At 71.3% G+C, this 18,359-nt stretch carries 11 protein-coding genes and 4 pseudogenes; 4 read left to right on the plus strand and 11 right to left on the minus strand.

Features of this window, described 5'->3' with window-relative positions; genetic code table 11:
• The first annotated feature begins 51 nt into the window (after positions 1–51).
• From LNW71_RS06950 to LNW71_RS06960, 3 genes are all read left to right on the plus strand, one after another.
• On the plus strand, positions 52–666 hold the full coding sequence (locus tag LNW71_RS06950; protein ID WP_250967424.1) for a YceI family protein: 615 nt from the start codon (positions 52–54) through the stop codon (positions 664–666).
• 126 nt (positions 667–792) lie between these two features.
• Positions 793–1,038 (plus strand): helix-turn-helix transcriptional regulator, encoded by a 246-nt coding sequence (locus LNW71_RS06955; protein WP_250967425.1) that lies wholly within the window; start codon positions 793–795, stop codon positions 1,036–1,038.
• Positions 1,035–1,577, plus strand: coding sequence for a hypothetical protein (locus LNW71_RS06960; protein ID WP_250967426.1), 543 nt, complete (start codon positions 1,035–1,037; stop codon positions 1,575–1,577). The genes LNW71_RS06955 and LNW71_RS06960 overlap by 4 nt, the downstream gene beginning before the upstream one ends.
• A gap of 27 nt (positions 1,578–1,604) precedes the next feature.
• On the opposite strand, the gene LNW71_RS06965 is transcribed toward LNW71_RS06960, so the two are convergent.
• Both LNW71_RS06965 and LNW71_RS06970 read right to left on the minus strand, forming a co-directional pair.
• Positions 1,605–2,234, minus strand: coding sequence for a class I SAM-dependent methyltransferase (locus LNW71_RS06965; RefSeq protein ID WP_250967427.1), 630 nt, complete (start codon positions 2,232–2,234; stop codon positions 1,605–1,607).
• A pseudogene (locus LNW71_RS06970) lies at positions 2,231–3,273 on the minus strand (NAD(P)/FAD-dependent oxidoreductase). Before LNW71_RS06970 ends, LNW71_RS06965 begins: the two are co-directional and overlap by 4 nt.
• Before the next feature lie 363 nt (positions 3,274–3,636).
• Here LNW71_RS06970 and LNW71_RS06975 point away from each other — a divergent pair.
• Positions 3,637–5,251 (plus strand): annotated as a pseudogene (locus LNW71_RS06975) (adenosine deaminase).
• A 69-nt stretch (positions 5,252–5,320) separates the two neighbouring features.
• On the opposite strand, the gene LNW71_RS06980 reads toward LNW71_RS06975, so the two are convergent.
• From LNW71_RS06980 to LNW71_RS07020, 9 genes and pseudogenes are all read right to left on the minus strand, one after another.
• Positions 5,321–5,917, minus strand: a complete 597-nt coding sequence (locus LNW71_RS06980) for a dihydrofolate reductase family protein (RefSeq protein ID WP_250967428.1) — start codon at positions 5,915–5,917, stop codon at positions 5,321–5,323.
• Between the two features lie 139 nt (positions 5,918–6,056).
• Positions 6,057–7,460: pseudogene (locus tag LNW71_RS06985) on the minus strand (hypothetical protein).
• A 255-nt stretch (positions 7,461–7,715) separates the two neighbouring features.
• The gene (locus LNW71_RS06990) at positions 7,716–10,796 is read right to left on the minus strand and encodes a glycoside hydrolase family 3 N-terminal domain-containing protein (protein ID WP_250967429.1); all 3,081 of its coding nucleotides are present in this window, start codon (positions 10,794–10,796) and stop codon (positions 7,716–7,718) included.
• Between the two features lie 126 nt (positions 10,797–10,922).
• A pseudogene (locus LNW71_RS06995) lies at positions 10,923–12,798 on the minus strand (discoidin domain-containing protein).
• Between the two features lie 48 nt (positions 12,799–12,846).
• Positions 12,847–14,265 (minus strand): GH1 family beta-glucosidase, encoded by a 1,419-nt coding sequence (locus LNW71_RS07000; RefSeq protein ID WP_250967430.1) that lies wholly within the window; start codon positions 14,263–14,265, stop codon positions 12,847–12,849.
• Between the two features lie 31 nt (positions 14,266–14,296).
• Entirely contained in the window at positions 14,297–15,307 is a 1,011-nt protein-coding gene (locus tag LNW71_RS07005) for an ABC transporter ATP-binding protein (RefSeq protein WP_250967431.1), read from the minus strand.
• On the minus strand, positions 15,304–16,302 hold the full coding sequence (locus LNW71_RS07010; protein WP_250967432.1) for an ABC transporter permease: 999 nt from the start codon (positions 16,300–16,302) through the stop codon (positions 15,304–15,306). The genes LNW71_RS07005 and LNW71_RS07010 overlap by 4 nt, the downstream gene beginning before the upstream one ends.
• Positions 16,303–16,307: 5 nt before the next feature.
• Positions 16,308–17,288, minus strand: a complete 981-nt coding sequence (locus LNW71_RS07015; RefSeq protein ID WP_250967433.1) for an ABC transporter permease — start codon at positions 17,286–17,288, stop codon at positions 16,308–16,310.
• On the minus strand, positions 17,285–18,343 hold the full coding sequence (locus tag LNW71_RS07020) for an ABC transporter ATP-binding protein (RefSeq protein ID WP_250967434.1): 1,059 nt from the start codon (positions 18,341–18,343) through the stop codon (positions 17,285–17,287). The genes LNW71_RS07015 and LNW71_RS07020 overlap by 4 nt, the downstream gene beginning before the upstream one ends.
• Positions 18,344–18,359: the final 16 nt, after the last annotated feature.

Genomic DNA, 18,359 nt, shown 5'->3' on the forward strand with positions numbered 1-18,359 from the left:
TAAACAACAACTACTTCGAGCCCCGCTCGATCACGTCCCCGAGGAGGAGCCATGGCTCTGTTCAACCGCAAGAACAACGACGCCCCGACAGCCACCGTCGCCGTCGACCCGGCGCTGGCCGCACTCACCGGCGACTACGCGATCGACCCGGCCCACAGCAGCATCGGCTTCACCGTGCGGCACGCCATGGTCACCAACGTGCGCGGCTCCTTCGGCGAGCACGAGGGCAGCCTGAAGCTGGACGGCAGCAACCCGGCCGGCTCCTCGGCCTCCATCGACGTCAAGATCGCCAGCGTGGACACGGGCATTGCGGACCGCGACGGCCACCTGGTCAGCGGCGACTTCTTCGACGCCGAGAAGTTCCCCCTCATGACGTTCCGCTCGACCGCGGCCGAGCAGCTCGGCGGCGACAAGTACCGCATCACCGGCGACCTCACCATCAAGGACGTCACCCGCCCGCTCGCCATCGACCTGGAGTTCAACGGCTCCGCGACCGACGTGTACGGCAACGAGCGCGTCGGCTTCGAGGGCAGCACGGACATCCTGCGCTCCGACTGGGGCCTGACCTGGAACGCGGCGCTGGAGACCGGCGGCGTGATGGTCAGCGACAAGGTGAAGCTGAACTTCGACATCTCCGCGATCAAGGCCGCCCCGCAGGCCGCCTGAGACTCCCGCACACTTCGACGCCGAGCGCCCGCCGCCCCCCTCCCGGGGAGTCGGCGGGCGCTCGGCGTGCCACGCCCCGCAGCCCCACCCTTGCAGCACTGCTCAGAAATGTAGTACTTCTTATACATGAGCGAGCAGGTGCACAACAGGTTGGCGATGGTGCGCGCGGAACGCAAGGTGTCGCGGCAGGCGCTGGCCGAGGCGGTCGGCGCCCACTACCAGACCATCGGCTACATCGAGCGCGGGCAGTACAACCCCAGCCTCGATCTGGCCCTGCGCGTCGCCGAGTTCTTCGATCTGCCGGTGGAGGCACTCTTCTCCCTCCGGCCGTTCCGCCCGCTCACGGACGAGGTCTACGGGAGGAAGCAATGACCACCACAGGGGCGACCCGGCACACGCGCCACGACCGGCGCATGTTCGCCGTCATGAACGACCGCGGGGCGCAGGCCCTGTACGCGACGGCCGCACGCCGCCGCACGGCCGTCGCGGCGCATGTGCTGCTCACGGCGGCCGGCGTGGCCGCCGGCATCGGCACCCGCACGAGCGAGGGGCAATGGCCCGCCTTCGCCCTGCTCGCCCTGGCTCTGCCCTGGTGCCTGGCCACCGGCGTGATCAACGGCGCCACCCGCGGACTGCTCGAACTGCGCACGCACGTCCTGGACGAGCGCCAGCTCGCCGAGCGGGACCGGGTCCGGGCCCGGGCGCACCGCCTGACCACGTACCTGCTGGCGGGCGCCGTCGTCGGCGTCGCCGCGGGCGACTGGACCGGCCAGGTGCGTGCGGGGACGCTGCTCGTTCCCGTCCTGGCCGCGTTGTTCGTCATGCACTGGCTGATGCCGTTGTGGGTGGCCGGACTGGCGGCCCGGGACGAACCGGCAGGGGAAGCCTGGCACGAGCCGGAGGCGTGGTAGCCGAGCGGCTCCCCATGCCGGGCGCCGTCAGCGGCGGCGGACCTTCAGGGTGTTGTCCGTACGGGTGGTGGGGTTGCCGTCCGGGTCGTTCTGCACGCGCTCGTGCTCCTCGCTGAGCAGCACGTCCCACTCCCCCTGCGGGAGTGCGAGGGACGCCAGCACCTCGTCGGGGGTGGGGAGCTCCACGTCCGCGTGGTCGTGCTCCCAGGCCGGGAAGCCGGCGTGCCCGACGACCAGGAGCACCCCGCCGGGTGCGACGGCCGCGGCGGCCCGCCGCAGGATCCGCTCGCGCGGCAGGTCACCCATCGAGTGCAGGAACTGGGCGGACACCAGGTCGTACTCCCCTTCGGGGAAGGAGGCGCCGAGGTCGTGGAACTGCCAGTCGATCCGGTCGGCCACCCCCGCCTCGGCCGCGTGTCCGGCCGCCCGGCCGAGTGCGACGCGCGAGATGTCGGTGGCGGTGACCTGCCACCCCCAGCGGGCGAGCCAGACCGCGTCGGCGCCCTCGCCGCACCCGAGGTCGAGGGCGCGTCCCGGCTTCAGGCCCTCCACTTCACGGACGAGCGCGGTGTTCGGGTTGCCGCTCCAGATCCGGTCGCTCCCGCGGTAGCGCTCGTCCCAGAGTTCCGCGTCGGAGGCGGTGCTGTCGGTGGTCATCGTGTCTCCTGCAGTCCGTGCCGGCGGTGTCCGAGTGTCTTCTCGCAGACCTGGCGCTCGGCCTCCGCCGAGAAGGGTGCGCGGCGGGCCTCGACCGCGCGGCGGGTGTCGTCGGTGACGAGGTCGGCGTTGATGACGGAGGCCGCCTTCAGCCCCGCACCGGCGGCGCCCACGACCTGCTCCATGAGGTTGGCGACGTTACCGGCGACCCACACGCCGGGCACCTCGGTGGCACCGGCGGGATCGGCCGCGACGTACGTACCGATGGTGTGGCCGCCGGCCTCCATCGCGGTGGCGTGCAGCCCCAGGCCGTCCAGGACGCCGGAGCGCGCGGTGAAACGCGGCTGCACGACCACGGCCCGCGCGGGACGACCCGCCCGCCGGCCAGCCGCACCCCGGTGAGCCGGTCCCCGTTCACCTCCAGCCCGGTCACCTCGCCGTCCACCACGGCGATGCCGCGCGCGGCCAGTTGCTCGTACTCCTCGTCGCCCGGCTCGGGCGCGTGGTGCAGGAAGAGAGTGACGTCGTCGCTCCACTGCCGCCAGAGCAGCGCCTGATGAACGGCCATCGGGCTCAGGGCCACGACGCCGATCGGCCTGTCCCTGACCTCCCAGCCGTGGCAGTACGGGCAGTGCAGCACGTCGAGGCCCCAGCGTTCGGCCAGCCCGGGGATCGGCGGCAGCTCGTCCACGAGCCCGGTGGTGACGAGAAGGCGCCGCGCCGTGACCGCGGTTCCGTCCGCCCGTACGACCCGGAACCCGGCCCCGCCCGGCAGCTTCTGCGCCGCCACGGCCTCGCCCTCGACGATCTCGGCCCCGTATCGCGTCGCCTCCTGCCCGCCGATGGCCAGGAGCTCGGCGGGCGGGGTGCCCTCGCGGCCCAGGTAGTTGTGCACGTGGCCCGCGGGTGCGTTGCGCGGGCTGCCCGCGTCGATCACCAGCACGGAACGCCGGGCCCTGGACAGGGCCAGCGCCCCGCTCAGGCCGGCGGCCCCGCCGCCGATCACCACCACGTCGTACGTCTGCGTCTTGTCGCTCATGCGAAACACCTCCATCTGAGGGAGATGGTGCGCGCCCGGGGTCCTGCACGGCAAACATCCTTGCCGAAGCAGCAAAGAACCGTCGCCGGGCGGTGCCGGGTACCCGTTCCCACCGTCCTGCGCGCACCTGGTCCGTACGACTCGGCCCGGCACTACGGCGACGTGTGGCCGAGCGGCGGATCCGCCGGGCCGGGGCCCCGCCGGCGCGGGCCCCACGACCCGTCCAACTCGTGGCGGAACAAACGGAGGTAGTGAGCCTGCCACCGTCCCGGGGTGGCCAGTCGCGCACTCGATCGGGTGGACGTTCCAGGTCATGGAGGTGGTGCGGGCGATAAACACCCTCCCGAACGCGATCATTCGGCCGTGATCTCAACAATCCGGACGCAACACCGTCCCAAGTCCCTGCTCCTGGCCGGGGTCGGCGCGCTCACCGCGCTGACTCTGCTTCCGGCCTTCCCGGCCGCGGCCGCGCCCGGGAACGACGCGTCGCCGCGGACCGCCGGTCACGGCTCACCCCGGGCAGTGACCGCCGCCGAGCTCGGGACCGCCGCGTACCTCAGATCCCTGCGGGACAGGCCGGCGAGGCTGCAGGCGTTCTTCAAGGCCCTGCCCAAGGGGGCCGACCTCCACAACCACCTGTCCGGCGCGGCCACGACCGAGTTCCTGATCAAGCTCGCGGCCGAGAAGGGCCTGTGCATCGACGCGACGACGACCGCGGTGGCCCCGCCGTGCGGGCCGGGCACGAGGCCCGCCTCCGACGCGCGGACGGACACCGCCTTCCGGCAGCAGATCGTCAGGGCCTGGTCGATGCAGGACTTCCCGGCCGACCAGTCCGGGCACGACCACTTCTTCGACACGTTCAACAAGTTCGGCATGGCCACCTGGGACCGCGGCAAGCTGCTCGCCAACGTGGCCAACACGGTGATCGAGCAGAACCAGTTCTATCTGGAGACCATGGTCACCCCCGCGTCGGACAGCGCCAAGAAGCTGGCCGACGAGGTGGGTTACGACGCCGACCTGGCCGCCTTCCACCGCAAGCTACTGGCCGGCGGGCAGCTCGACCGGGTCGTGGACGAGGCGGTCCAGGAGGCCGACGACGCCGACGCCCAGTTCCGCCAGGCCGCGCACTGCGACACCTCCCGCCCCGACCCGGGCTGCCGGCTGCCCGTCCGGTGGATCTCCCAGGTCTCCCGGGGCAGCACCCCGGCGCGCGTGTTCACGCAGATCGCGGTGGGGATGCGGCTGGCGGAGCGCGACCGGAGGTTCGTCGCGGTCAACCTCGTGCAGCCCGAGGACTGGGACACCTCGCTGGCCAACTACAGCCTCCAGATGCGGATGCTGAAGTACCTGCGCGGCCAGTACCCGGGCTCCCATCTCACCCTGCACGCCGGTGAGCTGGCCCCGGTCTGGTCAAGCCCGAGGACCTGACCTTCCACATCCGCGAGGCAGTGCTCGTGGCCGGAGCCGACCGCATCGGGCACGGTGTGGACCTGGTCCACGAGGACGACTGGCGGCAGCTCGCCCGGACGATGGCCCGGCGCAAGGTCGCCGTCGAGGTGCCGTTCTCCAGCAACAAGCAGATCCTCGGCATCGCGGGCGACGAGCACCCGTTCAACGCCTACCGCCGCTACGGAGTGCCGGTGGTCCTGTCCACCGACGACCCGGGCGTCTCGCGGATCGACATCAGCCACGAGTACGAGTACGCCGCGAAGACCTACGGTCTCGGCTACACGGAGCTGAAGGACCTGGCCCGCGCCTCGCTGGAGTACGCGTTCCGCAGCGGCCGCAGCCTGTGGGCCACCGGGTCCGCCCCGCCGGGTACTACCTGGTCGCGGCCTGCCGCGGCGACCGGCCGGGCATCGGCCACCCGAGCCCGCGGTGCGCCCGCTACCTCGCCGCCAGCCCGAAGGCGGCCACGCAGTGGCGCCAGGAGTCGGCCTTCGCCGCCTTCGAGCGCGGCCACCATGGCCGGGGCTGACCCGACCGGCACGTACGCGGGCGGGCGCGGGGGTCGGTCCCCGCGCCCGCCCGCCTTTGCGTACCGCCGCTACGCCTTCGCCACCGGACGGTAGGTGCACACCTGCACGCCCGTGCCGCTGGTGACGGCCGAGACCAGTTCGAGGGTGCGCAGACCGCCGTCCTCGGGGAAGATCGACTTCCCGCCGCCGAGTAGCACCGGCATGATCACGAGCCGCAGTTCGTCGACGAGTCCTTCCGCCAGCAGACCCCGTACGAGCGTGGGGCTGCCCATGACCAGCAGGTCACCGCCGTCCTTGTCGCGCAGTTCCTGGATGCGGGCGGTGGACTTCTCCCCCGGGATGCGCTCGCTGTTGTGCCACGTCAGCTCGTCGTCGCCCAGCGTGTCGCTCACGACGTACTTGTCGATCGCGTTCATCCGGTCGGCGAACGGGTCGCCGGCCCGCTCGGGCCATGCCGCGGCCATCGACTGCCAGGTGCGGCGGCCGAACAGCAGGGCTCCGGCCCCGCTCAGCGAGTCGTCGAAGGCGCCGCCCACCACCTCCGGGTCGAAGAAGGGGTGCGACCAGCCGCCGTGGGCGAAGCCGCCGTCGGTGTCCTCCTGCGCGCCGCCCGGCGCCTGCACGACGCCGTCCAGGCTGATGAACTCGCTGATGACGATGCGCATGTGGCTCACTCCTCGGGCTACGGATCAGGCGTACGGGAGGGGAGACTGTCACGCCGCCCGAAAATAATCGCGGTCTGTTCGCGGTGATCGGGCGGGTGCTACTTGCCGAAGTGCGTACGGTCACCGGCACGCTCGCGCTCTAGAACCCGCCGCCGCCGAAGTCCCCGCCGCCGCCCCGAATCCGCCGCCGTCGCCGAATCCGCCACCGTCGCCGAAGCCTCCGCCGCCGAAGCCCGAGGAATCGAAGTCGGAACCGGAGAAGTCGCCGCCCCGAAGTCACCGCCCGAGCCGAAGTCGCCGCCGCCGTACTCCGCCGCGTACGCCGGGGTGGAGAGCATCGAGCCGAGCATGGTGCCGACCAGCAGGCCGGGGAGCAGCCCGCCGCCGAAGTAGCCGCCCGCCCACGGGCCGTAGGCCGGTCCCGCCTCCCAGTAGGGGCGGCGGCGGCCGTCGCCCATGTCGACGGTGCGGCTCATCGGGTCCTCGCCGTCGCGCAGCCGGATCTCGTCGGCGCCGCAGACCGGGACCTCGCGGGCGGTGCCGCCCGACGGGGACCAGCGGGCGTCGGCCACCGAGGGGCCGTGGCGGGGGTCGAAGAAGCAGGGCGGGCGGCGGGCGGGCAGTTCGCCGCCGCTGCGCCGGGCCGCCAGGACGGCGAGTGAGTAGCGGCCGTCCTCCAGGGCCTGGGTCACCGCGCGCACGTCGGAGGGGTGCCGGGCGTGCTCCATACGGGATTTCGCGCTCTCGTAGGAGTCGAGGGCGCGTTCGTAGTCCGCGCGCATCGTGTCGTCGGCGCCCGCCTCCGCGGGGTGGAAGTCGAGGTGTTCCAGTGCCTCTCCGTACGCCGTGATGTCCTCGTCCACGACGACCCGGAGCTTGTCGAGCGAGGCCTGCTCCTCGGCCTCCTTGCGCTTGCGGTTCCGGCGCACGACCGTGTAGGCGCCCGCGCCGCCGACGACCACCACCGCGCCGATCGCGATCAGTCCGGCGGTGGGCGAGCCGTTGCCGGACGAGGAGCCTCCGCCCCAGGACTCCGGGGCATGGCCCTGGCCTGTTCGAGGGCCCGGTCGGTGAAGGCGTTCAGCTGGGCCGAGGCGTCGGGGGCCGCGCCGGGTGCCTTCACGGCGGCGGTGAGGTTGCGCACCGCCTGCTCGGACATCACCTGCGGATCGGCGCCGGCGTTGAAGCCGTCCCCGAGGCGTACGGCGTAGACGCCGGTGATTCCGGTGTCGGTGCGCAGCGTGCGGAGCACGCTCTGCGCGGGGAAGGCCGGACTCTGCGGCAGCACCGCCACGAACACCGGCTTGTCGGCGTCCTTGATCTTCTTCGCCAGGGCGTCGGCCTGGCTCCGGGAGAGCTGTCCCGCGGCGGCCGGATCGACGTAGACCGGGTTCTTGCGCAGCGCCTGGGCGACGTCGTCGACGGTCGACGCGGCCGTCGCGGCATGCGCGGGCGGCACCAGGGCCAGGGCCGCCGACATGATCAGCAGCAGTCCGGCCAGCAGCGCCGGGAGCAGGAAGGTCGGGAACGGTCTGTTCCGCATACCTCGAACGTAACCCAGATGGCCCCCACGTGCGTCCGGGAGCGGGGGTGGAAGGCCGCCGCGCGGGAGGGGACCGGAAGCCGCTGGACGCGAAAGGTGGAGCAGCGAACGCACGGGGTCACTCCACGGCCCGCCCCCTCTAGTTCACGGCCGCCGGCCCGCGGTAACCCGGCGGCACTGCCCAGGTACCCGGCGGGGCGGCCCCGCCGGGTACCTGGTGCCGAGCGGCGAGATCGCTCACCGCCCCGCCGTGCGTCAGCCGGCCCGGTAGGCCGTCCTCAGCTTCGCGACCGCGCCGGTCAGGTCACCGGTCAGCAGCAGGTGATCGGCCTCGGCGAACGGCTTGGAGACCGCTTCGCCGAGCTTCCCGCCGGTCTTCTGCTGGACCAGCAGCCGGGCCTGGCCGACGATGGTCCGGCCCACGTCCGTCCTGCCGAGTCCGGTCCTCTCCGCGACCTGGGCGGCCAGGGCGAGGGCGGCGAGGGTGAGCTCACCGCCGGCCGGGGGCTTTCGCAGCGTGGTCAGGCCCCAGCCGTACGGGAACTGCGGGTCGTACGCCGCGTCGCCGACGTTGATCGGCAGCTGCGCTTCGGACTTCGGCCAGGTGACCGGCAGCTGGCCGGTGAAGGCGCGCTTGCCGTAGAGCACGTCCGCCACGCCGTCGCCCTCGCTGCCCGGCAGCCAGGAGGCCACAAGGGCGTCGATGTCGCCGAGCCGGTCACCGATGAGCTGCGGGCGGCCCGAGACGATCAGGACGGCGCACTTCATCGCGGCGCAGACCTTGTCCACCGCGGCCTTGTCGGCGGCGGAGAGTTCCAGGTCGTGGCCGTTGCCGACATCGCCGACGCCCTCCGCGTACGGGGTCTCGCCGACGACCACGACACCCACGTCGTAGCCGTCCGTGGCGGCCGAGGCGTCCTTGGAGTACGTGAGCGACGCGGCGTCCTTCTTCATGGCCGACAGGATCGTGGTGCCCGGGGTGATGTCGCCGGACGAGCCCTGCCAGCTGACGGTCCAGCCGCCGGCCTGGTTGCCGATGTCGTCGGCGTTGGACCCGGCGACGTACACCTTCTGCGAGGGCTTGAGCGGCAGCACGCCGCCGTCGTTCTTCAGCAGCACCTGGGACTCGGCGGCGGCCTCACGGGCCACGGCGCGGTGTTCGGCGGAGCCGACCTTGTCGAGGTTTCCGGTGTCGGCGTACGGCTTCTCGAACAGGCCGAGCCGGAACTTCTGGGTCAGGATGCGGGAGACCGCGTCGTCGATCCGGGCCTGGCCGATCCGGCCGGCGGTGACCTCGTCCTGGAGCGTCCTGGTGAAGTCCTTGTACGCCGTCGGGACCATGATCATGTCGAGTCCGGCGTTGACCGAGGTGCGGACGTCGCTCGCGTAGTCGCCGGGGATCTGGTCGATCGCCTGCCAGTCGCTGATGACGAAGCCCTCGAAGCCCATCCGGTCCTTCAGCACGCCGTTGATCATCTCGGCGTCGGCGTGCATCTTCACCGGGCCCTTGTCGTCACCGAGGATGTCGAGCGAGGAGTACGACGGCATGACCGTGCCGATGCCGCGCTTGACCGCTTCCTCGAACGGGGCGAGATGAACTGCTTCGAGCTCCTGCCGGGTGACCTTGGTGACGCCCTGGTCGATGGGGTACGAACCGGTGGTGGAGGAGCCGTACTCCGTACCGCCGTCGCCGACGTAGTGCTTGGCGGTGGCCAGCACCTTGTCGTTGCGGTCCAGGTCCTTGCCGGACGCGGCGCCCTGCATGCCCTGGATCACCGTCTCCAGGGACTCCACGAGTGCCGGGTCCTCACCGTACGACTCGTAGGCGCGGCCCCAGCGGTCGTCGCGCGAGACGCAGAGGCAGGGGGCGAAGTCCCACGGGATGCCGGTGGCGCGCACCTCGCTCGCGGTGACGGCACCGGTCCTCCCGGCGAGTTCCGGGTCACGGGTGGCACCGAGGCCGACGTTGTGCGGCATGATCGTCGAGCCGATGACGTTGTTGTGGCCGTGCACCGCGTCCACGCCGTAGATCAGCGGGATCTGGAAGCGCGTCGCCTGGGCGCGCAGCTGGTAGGAGTCGACCATCTTCGCCCAGGCCGCGGCCGTGTTGGGCGTCGGCACGGAACCGCCGCCGGAGAGCAGCGAGCCGAGGTCGTACGCGGCGATGTCCCCCTGCGAGCTGAGCGCGTTGCGCTCGGCCTGGGTCATCTGGCCGGCCTTCTCGGCGGGCGACATCCGGGAGAGCAGGTCGGCGACCCGCTGCTTCACCGGCAGCTTCGGGTTCTGGTAGGGCAGCCCGTGGGCGTCGATGACGACCTGCGGGTTCTCCTTCGGCGGCTTGGCGCCGGTGACGGTGAGTTCGAGCGGGACCGTCTTCGCGGACGCGGCTCCGGCGACCTTCTTCGTGGTGACGGACACCCGGTGCGAGGTGCCGGACGCGGTGCCTGCCGGGAAGGTGTACGTGCCGCTGACCGGCGTGTAGTCGGTGCCGGACCCCGCACTGCCGCCCTTGGTCTCGTACCCGACGGTGACGGGCTCCTCCAGCGGTACGGAGCCGGTGGTCGCGACGGAGAGGTCGATGTCCGCCGTGCCGCCCTGCTTGACCGGGTGCACGGCCGCGTCGGTGACGACGCTCGCCTTGAGGGCGGCGTCCGCCTTCCCGTACAGCTCCACACCGTCCATGGCGAACGAGCCGGGGGCGCCGGTCGGCAGGGTGAGGGCGTAGCCCCACATCTGGTCCAGGCCCAGGACCTGGTCGATGCCGCCGACGGGCTGGTAGTCACCGCGGTAGGTGAAGTCGGCGAAGGGGATCTCGACCTGGTGCCAGCCCTCCCAGTCGTCGGTGAAGGAGGTGGTCCACAGCTCGGAGGCCTCGCCGTTGGCGCCGCCGTCCTTGATCTCGAAGCTGATCTTCTTGCCCGAACCGGGCGGCAGGGGGGCGGTGTTCTGCCCGTACCACCAGAAGCGGATGCCCTTGTGGGCGGACCAGTCGTGGGCCGGCTGGTCGGCGGCGTAGTCGTGGCTGAGTCCGCCGTAGCCGCTGATGTCGTAGGTGCCTTCGAGGACCTTGGCACCCTCGGGGGCGTCGGCGCGCTCCTTCAGCGCCAGGGCCGGCGGGTCGTCCGCGTCACCGCCCCAGGTGAAGATGCCCTCGGCGGGCTGGGCCGCGAACGGGACCTCGCCCTCGAACCGGTCGACGGCCACGGGTGCCGGATCGTCGGCCGCGGCGGGCGCGGCCGCACTGGGCACAGCGCCGGCGAGCAGGCCGGCGAGGACGGTGGCGGCGGCGAGTGCGGCCGTCGCGGGTCTCGCCCGGTGACGGGTGCGTGGTGGCATGGGTGCGGCTCCTTCGTACGGTGCCGCGCGCGGCACAGCGGGTGCGGGTGCGGGTGCTGTGCCGCGCGCGGGGTGCGGGTGTGACCGGGGTGGCGCTGCCGGGCGCCGTTGCTCGTGCTGCTTCTTCTACTTCTTCTGCTCGACCCGGACCCAGTCGATCTCGGCCTTGACGCCGCCCTGGGCGATGCGGTCGACGCTGGACTGCGGCAGGCCCCAGTAGGGCTGGGTGACCTTGTTCCAGCCGGCCGGATAGGCGCCGCCGAGGGCCAGGTTGAGGATCACGTACTGGTTGTGGTCGTAGACCCACTGGCCGCGGGTGGACTCCAGCTTCTGGCGGGAGGTGCGCTGCACGACCCGGTCGTCGACGGTGAACGTCATGCCTTCGGGCGTCCACTCGACGCCGTAGGTGTGCCACTCGTCGGCGCGGCCGCCGTTCGGGTAGGTCTGCTGCTTCCCGATGTTGCCGTCGGCGGAGTAACCGGGGCCGTGGAGTGCGGAGCTGGTCCAGTCGCCGTAGCCGATGTTCTCCATGATGTCCGTCTCGCCGGAGCCGGGCCAGGAGACGGTCGGGTCGTCGACGTTGCTGCCGAGCATCCAGAAGGCGGGCCAGAAGCCGTCGCCGACGGGCAGCTTCATGCGGGCACTGACCTTGCCGTAGGTGAAGTCGAACTTGGTGTTGGTGTCGACCCGGCCGGAGGTGAAGTCGAAGGTGCCGTTGGGCGTGGGGGTGCAGCCCTTGCAGTACTTCGACGCCAGGACGAGTGCGCCGTTCTCGGTGCGGATGTTGTCCGGTGAGTCGACGTAGGCCTGCGACTCGCCGTTGACGGGTCCCATCTCGGTGCCGGTGCGCACGGTCCGCCACTTGGAGCGGTCCAGGCCCGAGCCGGTGAAGTCGTCGAAGAACGTGGTGCTGTAGGCGCCGCCGGGGTCCTTCGGCAGGGCCGGGTAGGCGGCCCCCGCACTGCCTCCGGTGCCCCAGACCTGGAACTCGTAGAGGGAGTAGCCGAACTGGGCGGTGGCGGGCGCCGGGTTGTAGAAGGAGCGGCGCTCGACGCCGAGCATCCGGACGTAGCGGCCGGTCGCCGGGGTGGGCAGGGTGACGGTGTCGTGCCGGCCGGCTGCCTCGCCCGGCGACTTCACGTCGGCGCGGCGGGCGGCGACCTCGGACGCGGAGGGCTGGTAGACCGTGCGCCAGGTGCGGTTGTCGTCGGAGACCTGGACGCGGTAGTCGACGCCGTAGGCCGCCTCCCAGTAGAGGTCGACGGTGTCGATGGTGGAGGTGGCCCCGAGGTCCACGCCCACCCAGCGGTCGGCGTTCCAGTCGCTGGACCAGCGGGACTGGCCACCCTTGAGATCGGCCGGCCAGCCGCCGTCGGTGACGAAGGCGGGTGAACTGCCCGCGTCCTGGTAGAGGTTGCCGTACGCGGGGTGGTTCAGGGCGAGGTTGGCGCGGGTGGTGGAGGCGGGGGCGGGCGCCCCGCCGTAGACCTTGAAGGAGTAGAGGGAGTACCCCAGGCGGTGGCGCGCTGGACGCCGCGCATCCGGACGTAGCGGCCGGTGACCTCCTGCGGGTAGGTGTGGGCGGTGACCGAACCGCCGGTGCCGTCGTCCTCCGTGTAGAAGGGGGTCCAGTCGGTGCCGTTCCGGGAGACCTCCAGGACGTACTTCTTCCCGTAGGCGGCCTCCCAGTCCAGGGTGACCTGGCTGATCCGGATGACGGAGCCGAGGTCGACCCCGATCCAGGCGTCGTCGGCGAAGTTGCTGGACCAGCGGGTGGTGCCGTTGCCGTCGGCGGCGGCCCCCGGTCCGGAGGCGCCGTTCTCGCTGCCGGACGCGGTGACGGCGCCGGGGTCGGCGGTGTAGGCGGCGGCCGCCCGGTCGGTGTCCCAGGCGGCGGCCTGCGCCGCCGGCCGCGGTGCGGGGGCGGGGCGGCGAAGGCCATCGGTGCGGCGAGGGCTAACAGTGCGGTGGTGGTGGCTGCCAGAGTCGTACGAGAGGGCACGGTGGGGCTCCCGTTCGTGTCCAGAGTGCGCGGCTGCGCGCGGCGCGCCTACGCGTTGCGGGTGAGGTGGATGGTGTCGCGGTACCACTTGGCGCTGTCCTTGAGCGTCCGCACCTGCGTGTCGTAGTCGACGCGGACGATGCCGAACCGCTTGTCGTAGCCGTAGGACCACTCGAAGTTGTCCATCAGCGACCAGGCGAAATAGCCCCGGACGTCGGCCCCCTGGGTGCGGGCGGCGGCGACGGCGGCGAGGTGGTCGGCGAGATAGGTGGTGCGGTCGGCGTCGTGGATCTCGCCGTCGGCCGAGACGGTGTCGTCGAAGGCGGCGCCGTTCTCGGTGATGACCGTCGGGAGGCGGTAGTCCTTCTCCAGACGGACCAGCAGGTCGGTGAGGGCGGTGGGGGTGATCTCCCAGTCCATCGCGGTGCGGGGCAGGTCGCGCTCGACGACCCGGGTGACGGGCAGGCCTTCGGCGTCCGTCGTCGCGCCTTCCTCGGTGACGCCGGAGAAGAGCGAGCCGCGGTAGAAGTTGACACCGAGGACGTCCAGCGGGGTGGCGATGGCCGCCAGGTCGCCGTCCTGGACGGGGAGTTCGATGCCCTGCGCGGCGAGGTCGGCGACGATGTCCTCGGGGTAGGAGCCCTTGACGACCGGGTCGAGGTAGAGGCGGCAGCCGAGCCCGTCGGCGCGGCGGCAGGCCTCGGCGTCCTCGTGGCTGGCGGTCTCGGGGGTGGCGGTGCCCAGGTTCAGGGTGATGCCGAGTTCGAGGTCGTTGCCGCGGGCGGCGGCCTGCTCGCGCAGGTACCGGGAGGCGAGTCCGTGGCCCAGCAGCAGGTGGTGGACGGCGTGGATCGCCTCGCCGAAGTTCTGCCGGCCGGGGGCCTGGTTGCCGTAGGCGTAGCCCAGCATCGCCGAGCACCACGGCTCGTTCAGCGTGGTCCAGTGCTTCACCCGGTCGCCGAGGGCGTCGTAGGCCAGGGCCGCGTACTCGGCGAACCGGTAGGCGGTGTCACGGGCCGGCCAGCCGCCCGCGTCCTCCAGCTCCTGCGGCAGGTCCCAGTGGTAGAGGGTGACCCACGGGGTGACGCCCTTGCTCTCCAGCTCGTCGACCAGGCGCTTGTAGAAGTCCAGGCCCTTCGCGTTGGCCGGGCCGCGGCCGCCCGGCTGGATGCGCGGCCAGGCCAGCGAGAAGCGGTAGGTGTCGACGCCCAGGTCGGCGATCAGCTGCACGTCCTCGGGCATCCGGTGGTAGTGGTCACAGGCCACGTCGCCGTTCTCGCCACGCACGACCATGCCCGGCACCCTGCAGTACGTGTCCCAGATCGAGGGGGTCCTGCCGTCCTCGGCCGCCGCTCCCTCGATCTGGTAGGCGGCTGTGGCGACGCCCCAGCGGAAGTCGGCGGGCAGACCGGGTACGGCCTGGGCGGCGATCTCGCGGGCGTAGGCCTGGGGGGTGACGAGGTTCATGGTTCTCCTGTGGTGTGCGTGACGAGGTGCGCTACGACCGGGCGGCGGGGGCCGGGGCCTCCTGATGGAGCCAGCAGGCCACCGAGCGGGAGCCGTCCCCGTCCGGCGGGGCGAGCACCGGGACGTGGGTGTCGCAGGCGCCGACCTTCTTGGCGCAGCGCGGGTGGAAGGCGCAGCCGGCGGGCATCGCGGACAGGTGCGGGGGCGAGCCCGGGATGCCGCTGAGTTCGCGGCGGGGGCCGTGCAGCGCGGGGAAGGAGTGCAGCAGTCCGTCGCTGTAGGGGTGGCGGGGGTCCCGGTAGATGTCGGACGCCCCGGCCTCCTCGACGATCCGGCCGCCGTACATGATCGCGATCCGGCCGGAGAACTCGATCAGCAGTGAGATGTCGTGCGTGATGAAGACGACCGAGAAGCCGAGCTCCTCGCGGAGCTTGATCAGCTGGCGCAGGATCTGGCGCTGCATGACGACGTCCAGGGCCGTCGTGGGCTCGTCCATGATGACGATCTCGGGTTCCAGCGCGAGTGCCATCGCGATCATCACGCGCTGGCGCATGCCGCCGGAGAGCTGGTGCGGGTAGGCGCCGAGCCGGTCGGCGGAGATCCCGACGAGCTTCAGCAGCTCCTCGGCACGCGCGGTGCGTTCGGCGCGCCGCATCTCCGGGCGGTGGGCCTGGAGCACGTCGGTGAGCTGGCTGTGGACCGTGTGCACCGGGTTGAGGGAGTTCATCGCGCCCTGGAAGACGATCGACAGCTCCTGCCAGCGGAAGGCCCGCAGTTCGGGCGCCGACAGGGTCATCAGGTCGAGCGCCTCGCCGTCGCGCTGGTGGTAGTGGACCTCGCCGCCGGTGATCACACCGGGCGGGGAGAGCAGCCGGGTGACGGCGTACGCCAGGGTCGACTTGCCGGACCCCGACTCGCCCGCGAGACCGAGGACTTCGCCTCGGTGCAGGGTGAGGTCGATGTCGCGCAGCGCGTGCACGGCGTCGTCCCCGGTGCCGTAGTCCACGTTGAGACCGCTGATGGTGAGGACGGGCTCGCTCATGAGCGGGTCTCCTTGTCGTGCCTGCCGCGCGGCGCGGCCTTGTGCGTACCGCGTGCCACGGGGGTGAAGCCGACCCGCATCCGGACCTTCCGGGAGCCACCGGTCTCGGTGCGCAGGCGCGGGTTGACGAATTCGTCGATGCCGAAGTTGATGAGGGCGAGCGACATGCCGAGCAGCGCGATGCAGAGCCCGGCGGGGACGAACCACCACCACGCGCCCTGGGCCAGTGCCTGGTTGGACTGGGCCCAGAACAGGACGGTCCCCCAGTTCCAGTTGGAGATGTCGGCGACGCCGATGAAGGCGAGGGTGATCTCGGAGAGGATCGCGAAGATGACCGTGCCGACGAAGCCGGAGGCGATGACGGCGGTCAGGTTCGGGAGCACCTCGAAGAAGATGATCCGCCAGGTCGACTCACCGGTGGCGCGGGCCGCCTCGACGTAGTCCCGGCGACGCAGCGAGAGCGTCTGGGCGCGCAGCACCCGGGCTCCCCAGGCCCACGAGGTGAGGGCGATGACGGTCGCGATCAGCAGGTCGCCCGCGTCGGAGACGAAGCTGGCGATGATGATGATCAGCGGCAGTCCCGGTATGACCAGGAAGACGTTGGAGAGCAGCGAGAGCACCTCGTCGGCGGTGCCGCCGAGGAAGCCGGCGCTGACGCCGATCAGCACGGACAGGATCGTGGCGAGGATGCCCGCGATGAAGCCGACGACGAGTACGCCGCGGGTACCGACGAGGATCTGCGACAGCACGTCCTGACCGGTCTGGGTGGTGCCGAACCAGTGGGCTCCGGAAGGCGGCTGGAGCAGTTCCTTGCCCATCGTGTCCGGGTCGTACGGGGCGATCCACGGGCCGATGACGGCGATCAGCACGAAGAAGAGCAGGATGCCGAGTCCGATGACGGTCTTGCGGCCACGCAGGAAGCGGAACCTGCGCTTGCTCGCGGCCGGGGTCTCGGTCGCGTCGAGTACGGCGACCTCGGTGGCGGTGATGGCCATGGGTCCTAGGCCTCCCTTCGGGTACGGGGGTCGAGGACCATGTAGAGGACGTCGGCGAGGAGGTTCGCCGCGAGGACGGAGAGCGTGATGATCAGGAAGACGCCCTGCATCAGGGGGTAGTCCTTGGCGCCGACGCCCTGGAAGAGCTGGTAGCCGATGCCCGGGTAGGAGAAGACCATCTCCACCAGCAGCGTGCCGCCGACGATGAAGCCGAGCGAGAGGGCGAAGCCGGAGATGTTGGGCAGGATCGCGTTGCGGGCGGCGTACCCGAACATCACCCGGCGCTCGGAGAGCCCCTTGGCCTGGGCGACCATGACGTAGTCCTCGGAGGAGACCGTCACCATCATGTTGCGCATGCCGAGGATCCAGCCGGCCACCGCGCTGAGCACGATGGTGAGGCCGGGCAGTGCCCCGTGGTAGAGCGCGCTGGAGATGAACGGCCAGTCGAAGGCCGGCACGAGCGAGTTGTCGTAACCGCCGGCGGCCGGGAAGAGCGGCCACTTCACGGCGAACAGCGAGATGGCGATCAGTCCGAGCCAGAAGTACGGGATGGCCGAGATGAAGGTGGTGACGGGCAGCAGGCTGTCCATCCAGGAGCCGCGCCGCCAGCCGGTGAAGACCCCGATCCCGGTGCCGAGCACGAAGCTGATCAGCGTGGTGATGCCGACGAGCGCGAGCGTCCACGGCAGCGACTGGGCGATCACCTCGCTCACCGGCGTCGGAAAGAAGGTGAAGGACAGGCCGAGGTCGCCGTCGAGCAGATGACCCCAGTAGTCGGTGTACTGCTGCCACAGCGACTGGTGCTTGTCCAGGCCGAAGAGGGCCTTGAGCGACGCGATGGCGCTGGTGTCCAGCTGTCCCTGGAAGCGGGCGATGAGTGCCTGTACCGGGTCGCCCGGCATCAGCCGCGGGATGAGGAAGTTGATGGTGATGGCGGCCCAGGCCGTGACCAGGTAGAAGGCGAGCCTCTGGAGCAGGTACTTCACTTCGCGGCCTCCTTCTCGTGGTCCTGTGCGTGGCCGGCGCCGTCGGCGTACAGCCAGCAGGCCGCCCACTGGCCGTCGGCCAGGTCGAAGCGGGGCGGCAGTTCGGTGCGGCAGCGTTCCATCGCCTTGGGGCAGCGAGGGTGGAAGCGGCAGCCGGCCGGCGGCGCGATGAGCGACGGGGGCTCGCCGCTGCCGGTCTCCTCCTGCTCCTCTTCGGCGACCACCCGGTCCGGGTCGGGCGCCGAGGCGATCAGCAGCTGGGTGTAGGGATGCGCGGGGCGCTGGGTGACGGTCTCGCTGTCCCCGCCCTCCACGATCCGGCCCGCGTACATCACCAGTGTGGAGTCCGCGAAGTAGCGGGCGGAGGCGATGTCGTGGGTGATGTAGAGGATCGCGAGGTGCAGCCGGTCCTTGAGGTCCTTGAGCAGGTTGAGCACCCCGAGCCGGATCGAGACGTCCAGCATCGAGACGGGTTCGTCGGCGAGGAGGACCTGGGGGTCGGCGCCGAGCGCGCGGGCGATGGCCACGCGCTGGCGCTGACCGCCCGACAGCTCGTGCGGGAACTTGTCCAGGTACTGATGAGGAGGAGTCAGCTGGACGCGGTTCAGCAGAGCGGTCAGGTTCTTCTCCAGTTCCGCCTCGCCGTTCCCCGCCCGGCCGTGGATCTTCAGTGCCCGGGAGAGGTGGTAGCGCACGGTGTGCACCGGGTTCAGCGAGGCGAACGGGTCCTGGAAGATGAGCTGGACCCGGCGTACGTAACTGCGGAAGGACCGGCCACGTCCGGCCTTCACCGGCTGGCCGCCCAGGTGGATCTCGCCCTCGGTGAGCGGATACAGCTGGGCGAGCAGTCTGGCGACGGTGGACTTTCCGGAGCCCGACTCCCCCACCAGTGCCGTGACGGTGCCGCGCCGCAGTTTCAGCGAGACGTCATCGACGGCGTGGACGGTACGGCGCTTGCCCGCGAGGAGATCGCGGCCGGTGCGCCGTACGGCGAAGTGCTTGGTGACTCCGCGTGCTTCGAGCACGACGTGGTTCTTTTCGAGCTGTTCAGACATGGCCGGTACCTGGAAT

This window comes from Streptomyces sp. RKAG290 (assembly GCF_023701695.1).
In the GTDB taxonomy this organism is placed as follows: Bacteria; Actinomycetota; Actinomycetes; order Streptomycetales; family Streptomycetaceae; genus Streptomyces.

Bases quoted from the DNA above. Each gene is read 5' to 3' on its own strand.
- LNW71_RS06950 (WP_250967424.1), top strand. From the start codon at position 52: ATGGCTCTGTTCAACCGCAAGAACAACGACGCCCCGACAGCCACCGTC.
- LNW71_RS06955 (WP_250967425.1), top strand. From the start codon at position 793: ATGAGCGAGCAGGTGCACAACAGGTTGGCGATGGTGCGCGCGGAACGC.
- LNW71_RS06960 (WP_250967426.1), top strand. From the start codon at position 1,035: ATGACCACCACAGGGGCGACCCGGCACACGCGCCACGACCGGCGCATG.
- LNW71_RS06965 (WP_250967427.1), bottom strand. From the start codon at position 2,234: ATGACCACCGACAGCACCGCCTCCGACGCGGAACTCTGGGACGAGCGC.
- LNW71_RS06980 (WP_250967428.1), bottom strand. From the start codon at position 5,917: ATGCGCATCGTCATCAGCGAGTTCATCAGCCTGGACGGCGTCGTGCAG.
- LNW71_RS06990 (WP_250967429.1), bottom strand. From the start codon at position 10,796: ATGCCACCACGCACCCGTCACCGGGCGAGACCCGCGACGGCCGCACTC.
- LNW71_RS07000 (WP_250967430.1), bottom strand. From the start codon at position 14,265: ATGAACCTCGTCACCCCCCAGGCCTACGCCCGCGAGATCGCCGCCCAG.
- LNW71_RS07005 (WP_250967431.1), bottom strand. From the start codon at position 15,307: ATGAGCGAGCCCGTCCTCACCATCAGCGGTCTCAACGTGGACTACGGC.
- LNW71_RS07010 (WP_250967432.1), bottom strand. From the start codon at position 16,302: ATGGCCATCACCGCCACCGAGGTCGCCGTACTCGACGCGACCGAGACC.
- LNW71_RS07020 (WP_250967434.1), bottom strand. From the start codon at position 18,343: ATGTCTGAACAGCTCGAAAAGAACCACGTCGTGCTCGAAGCACGCGGA.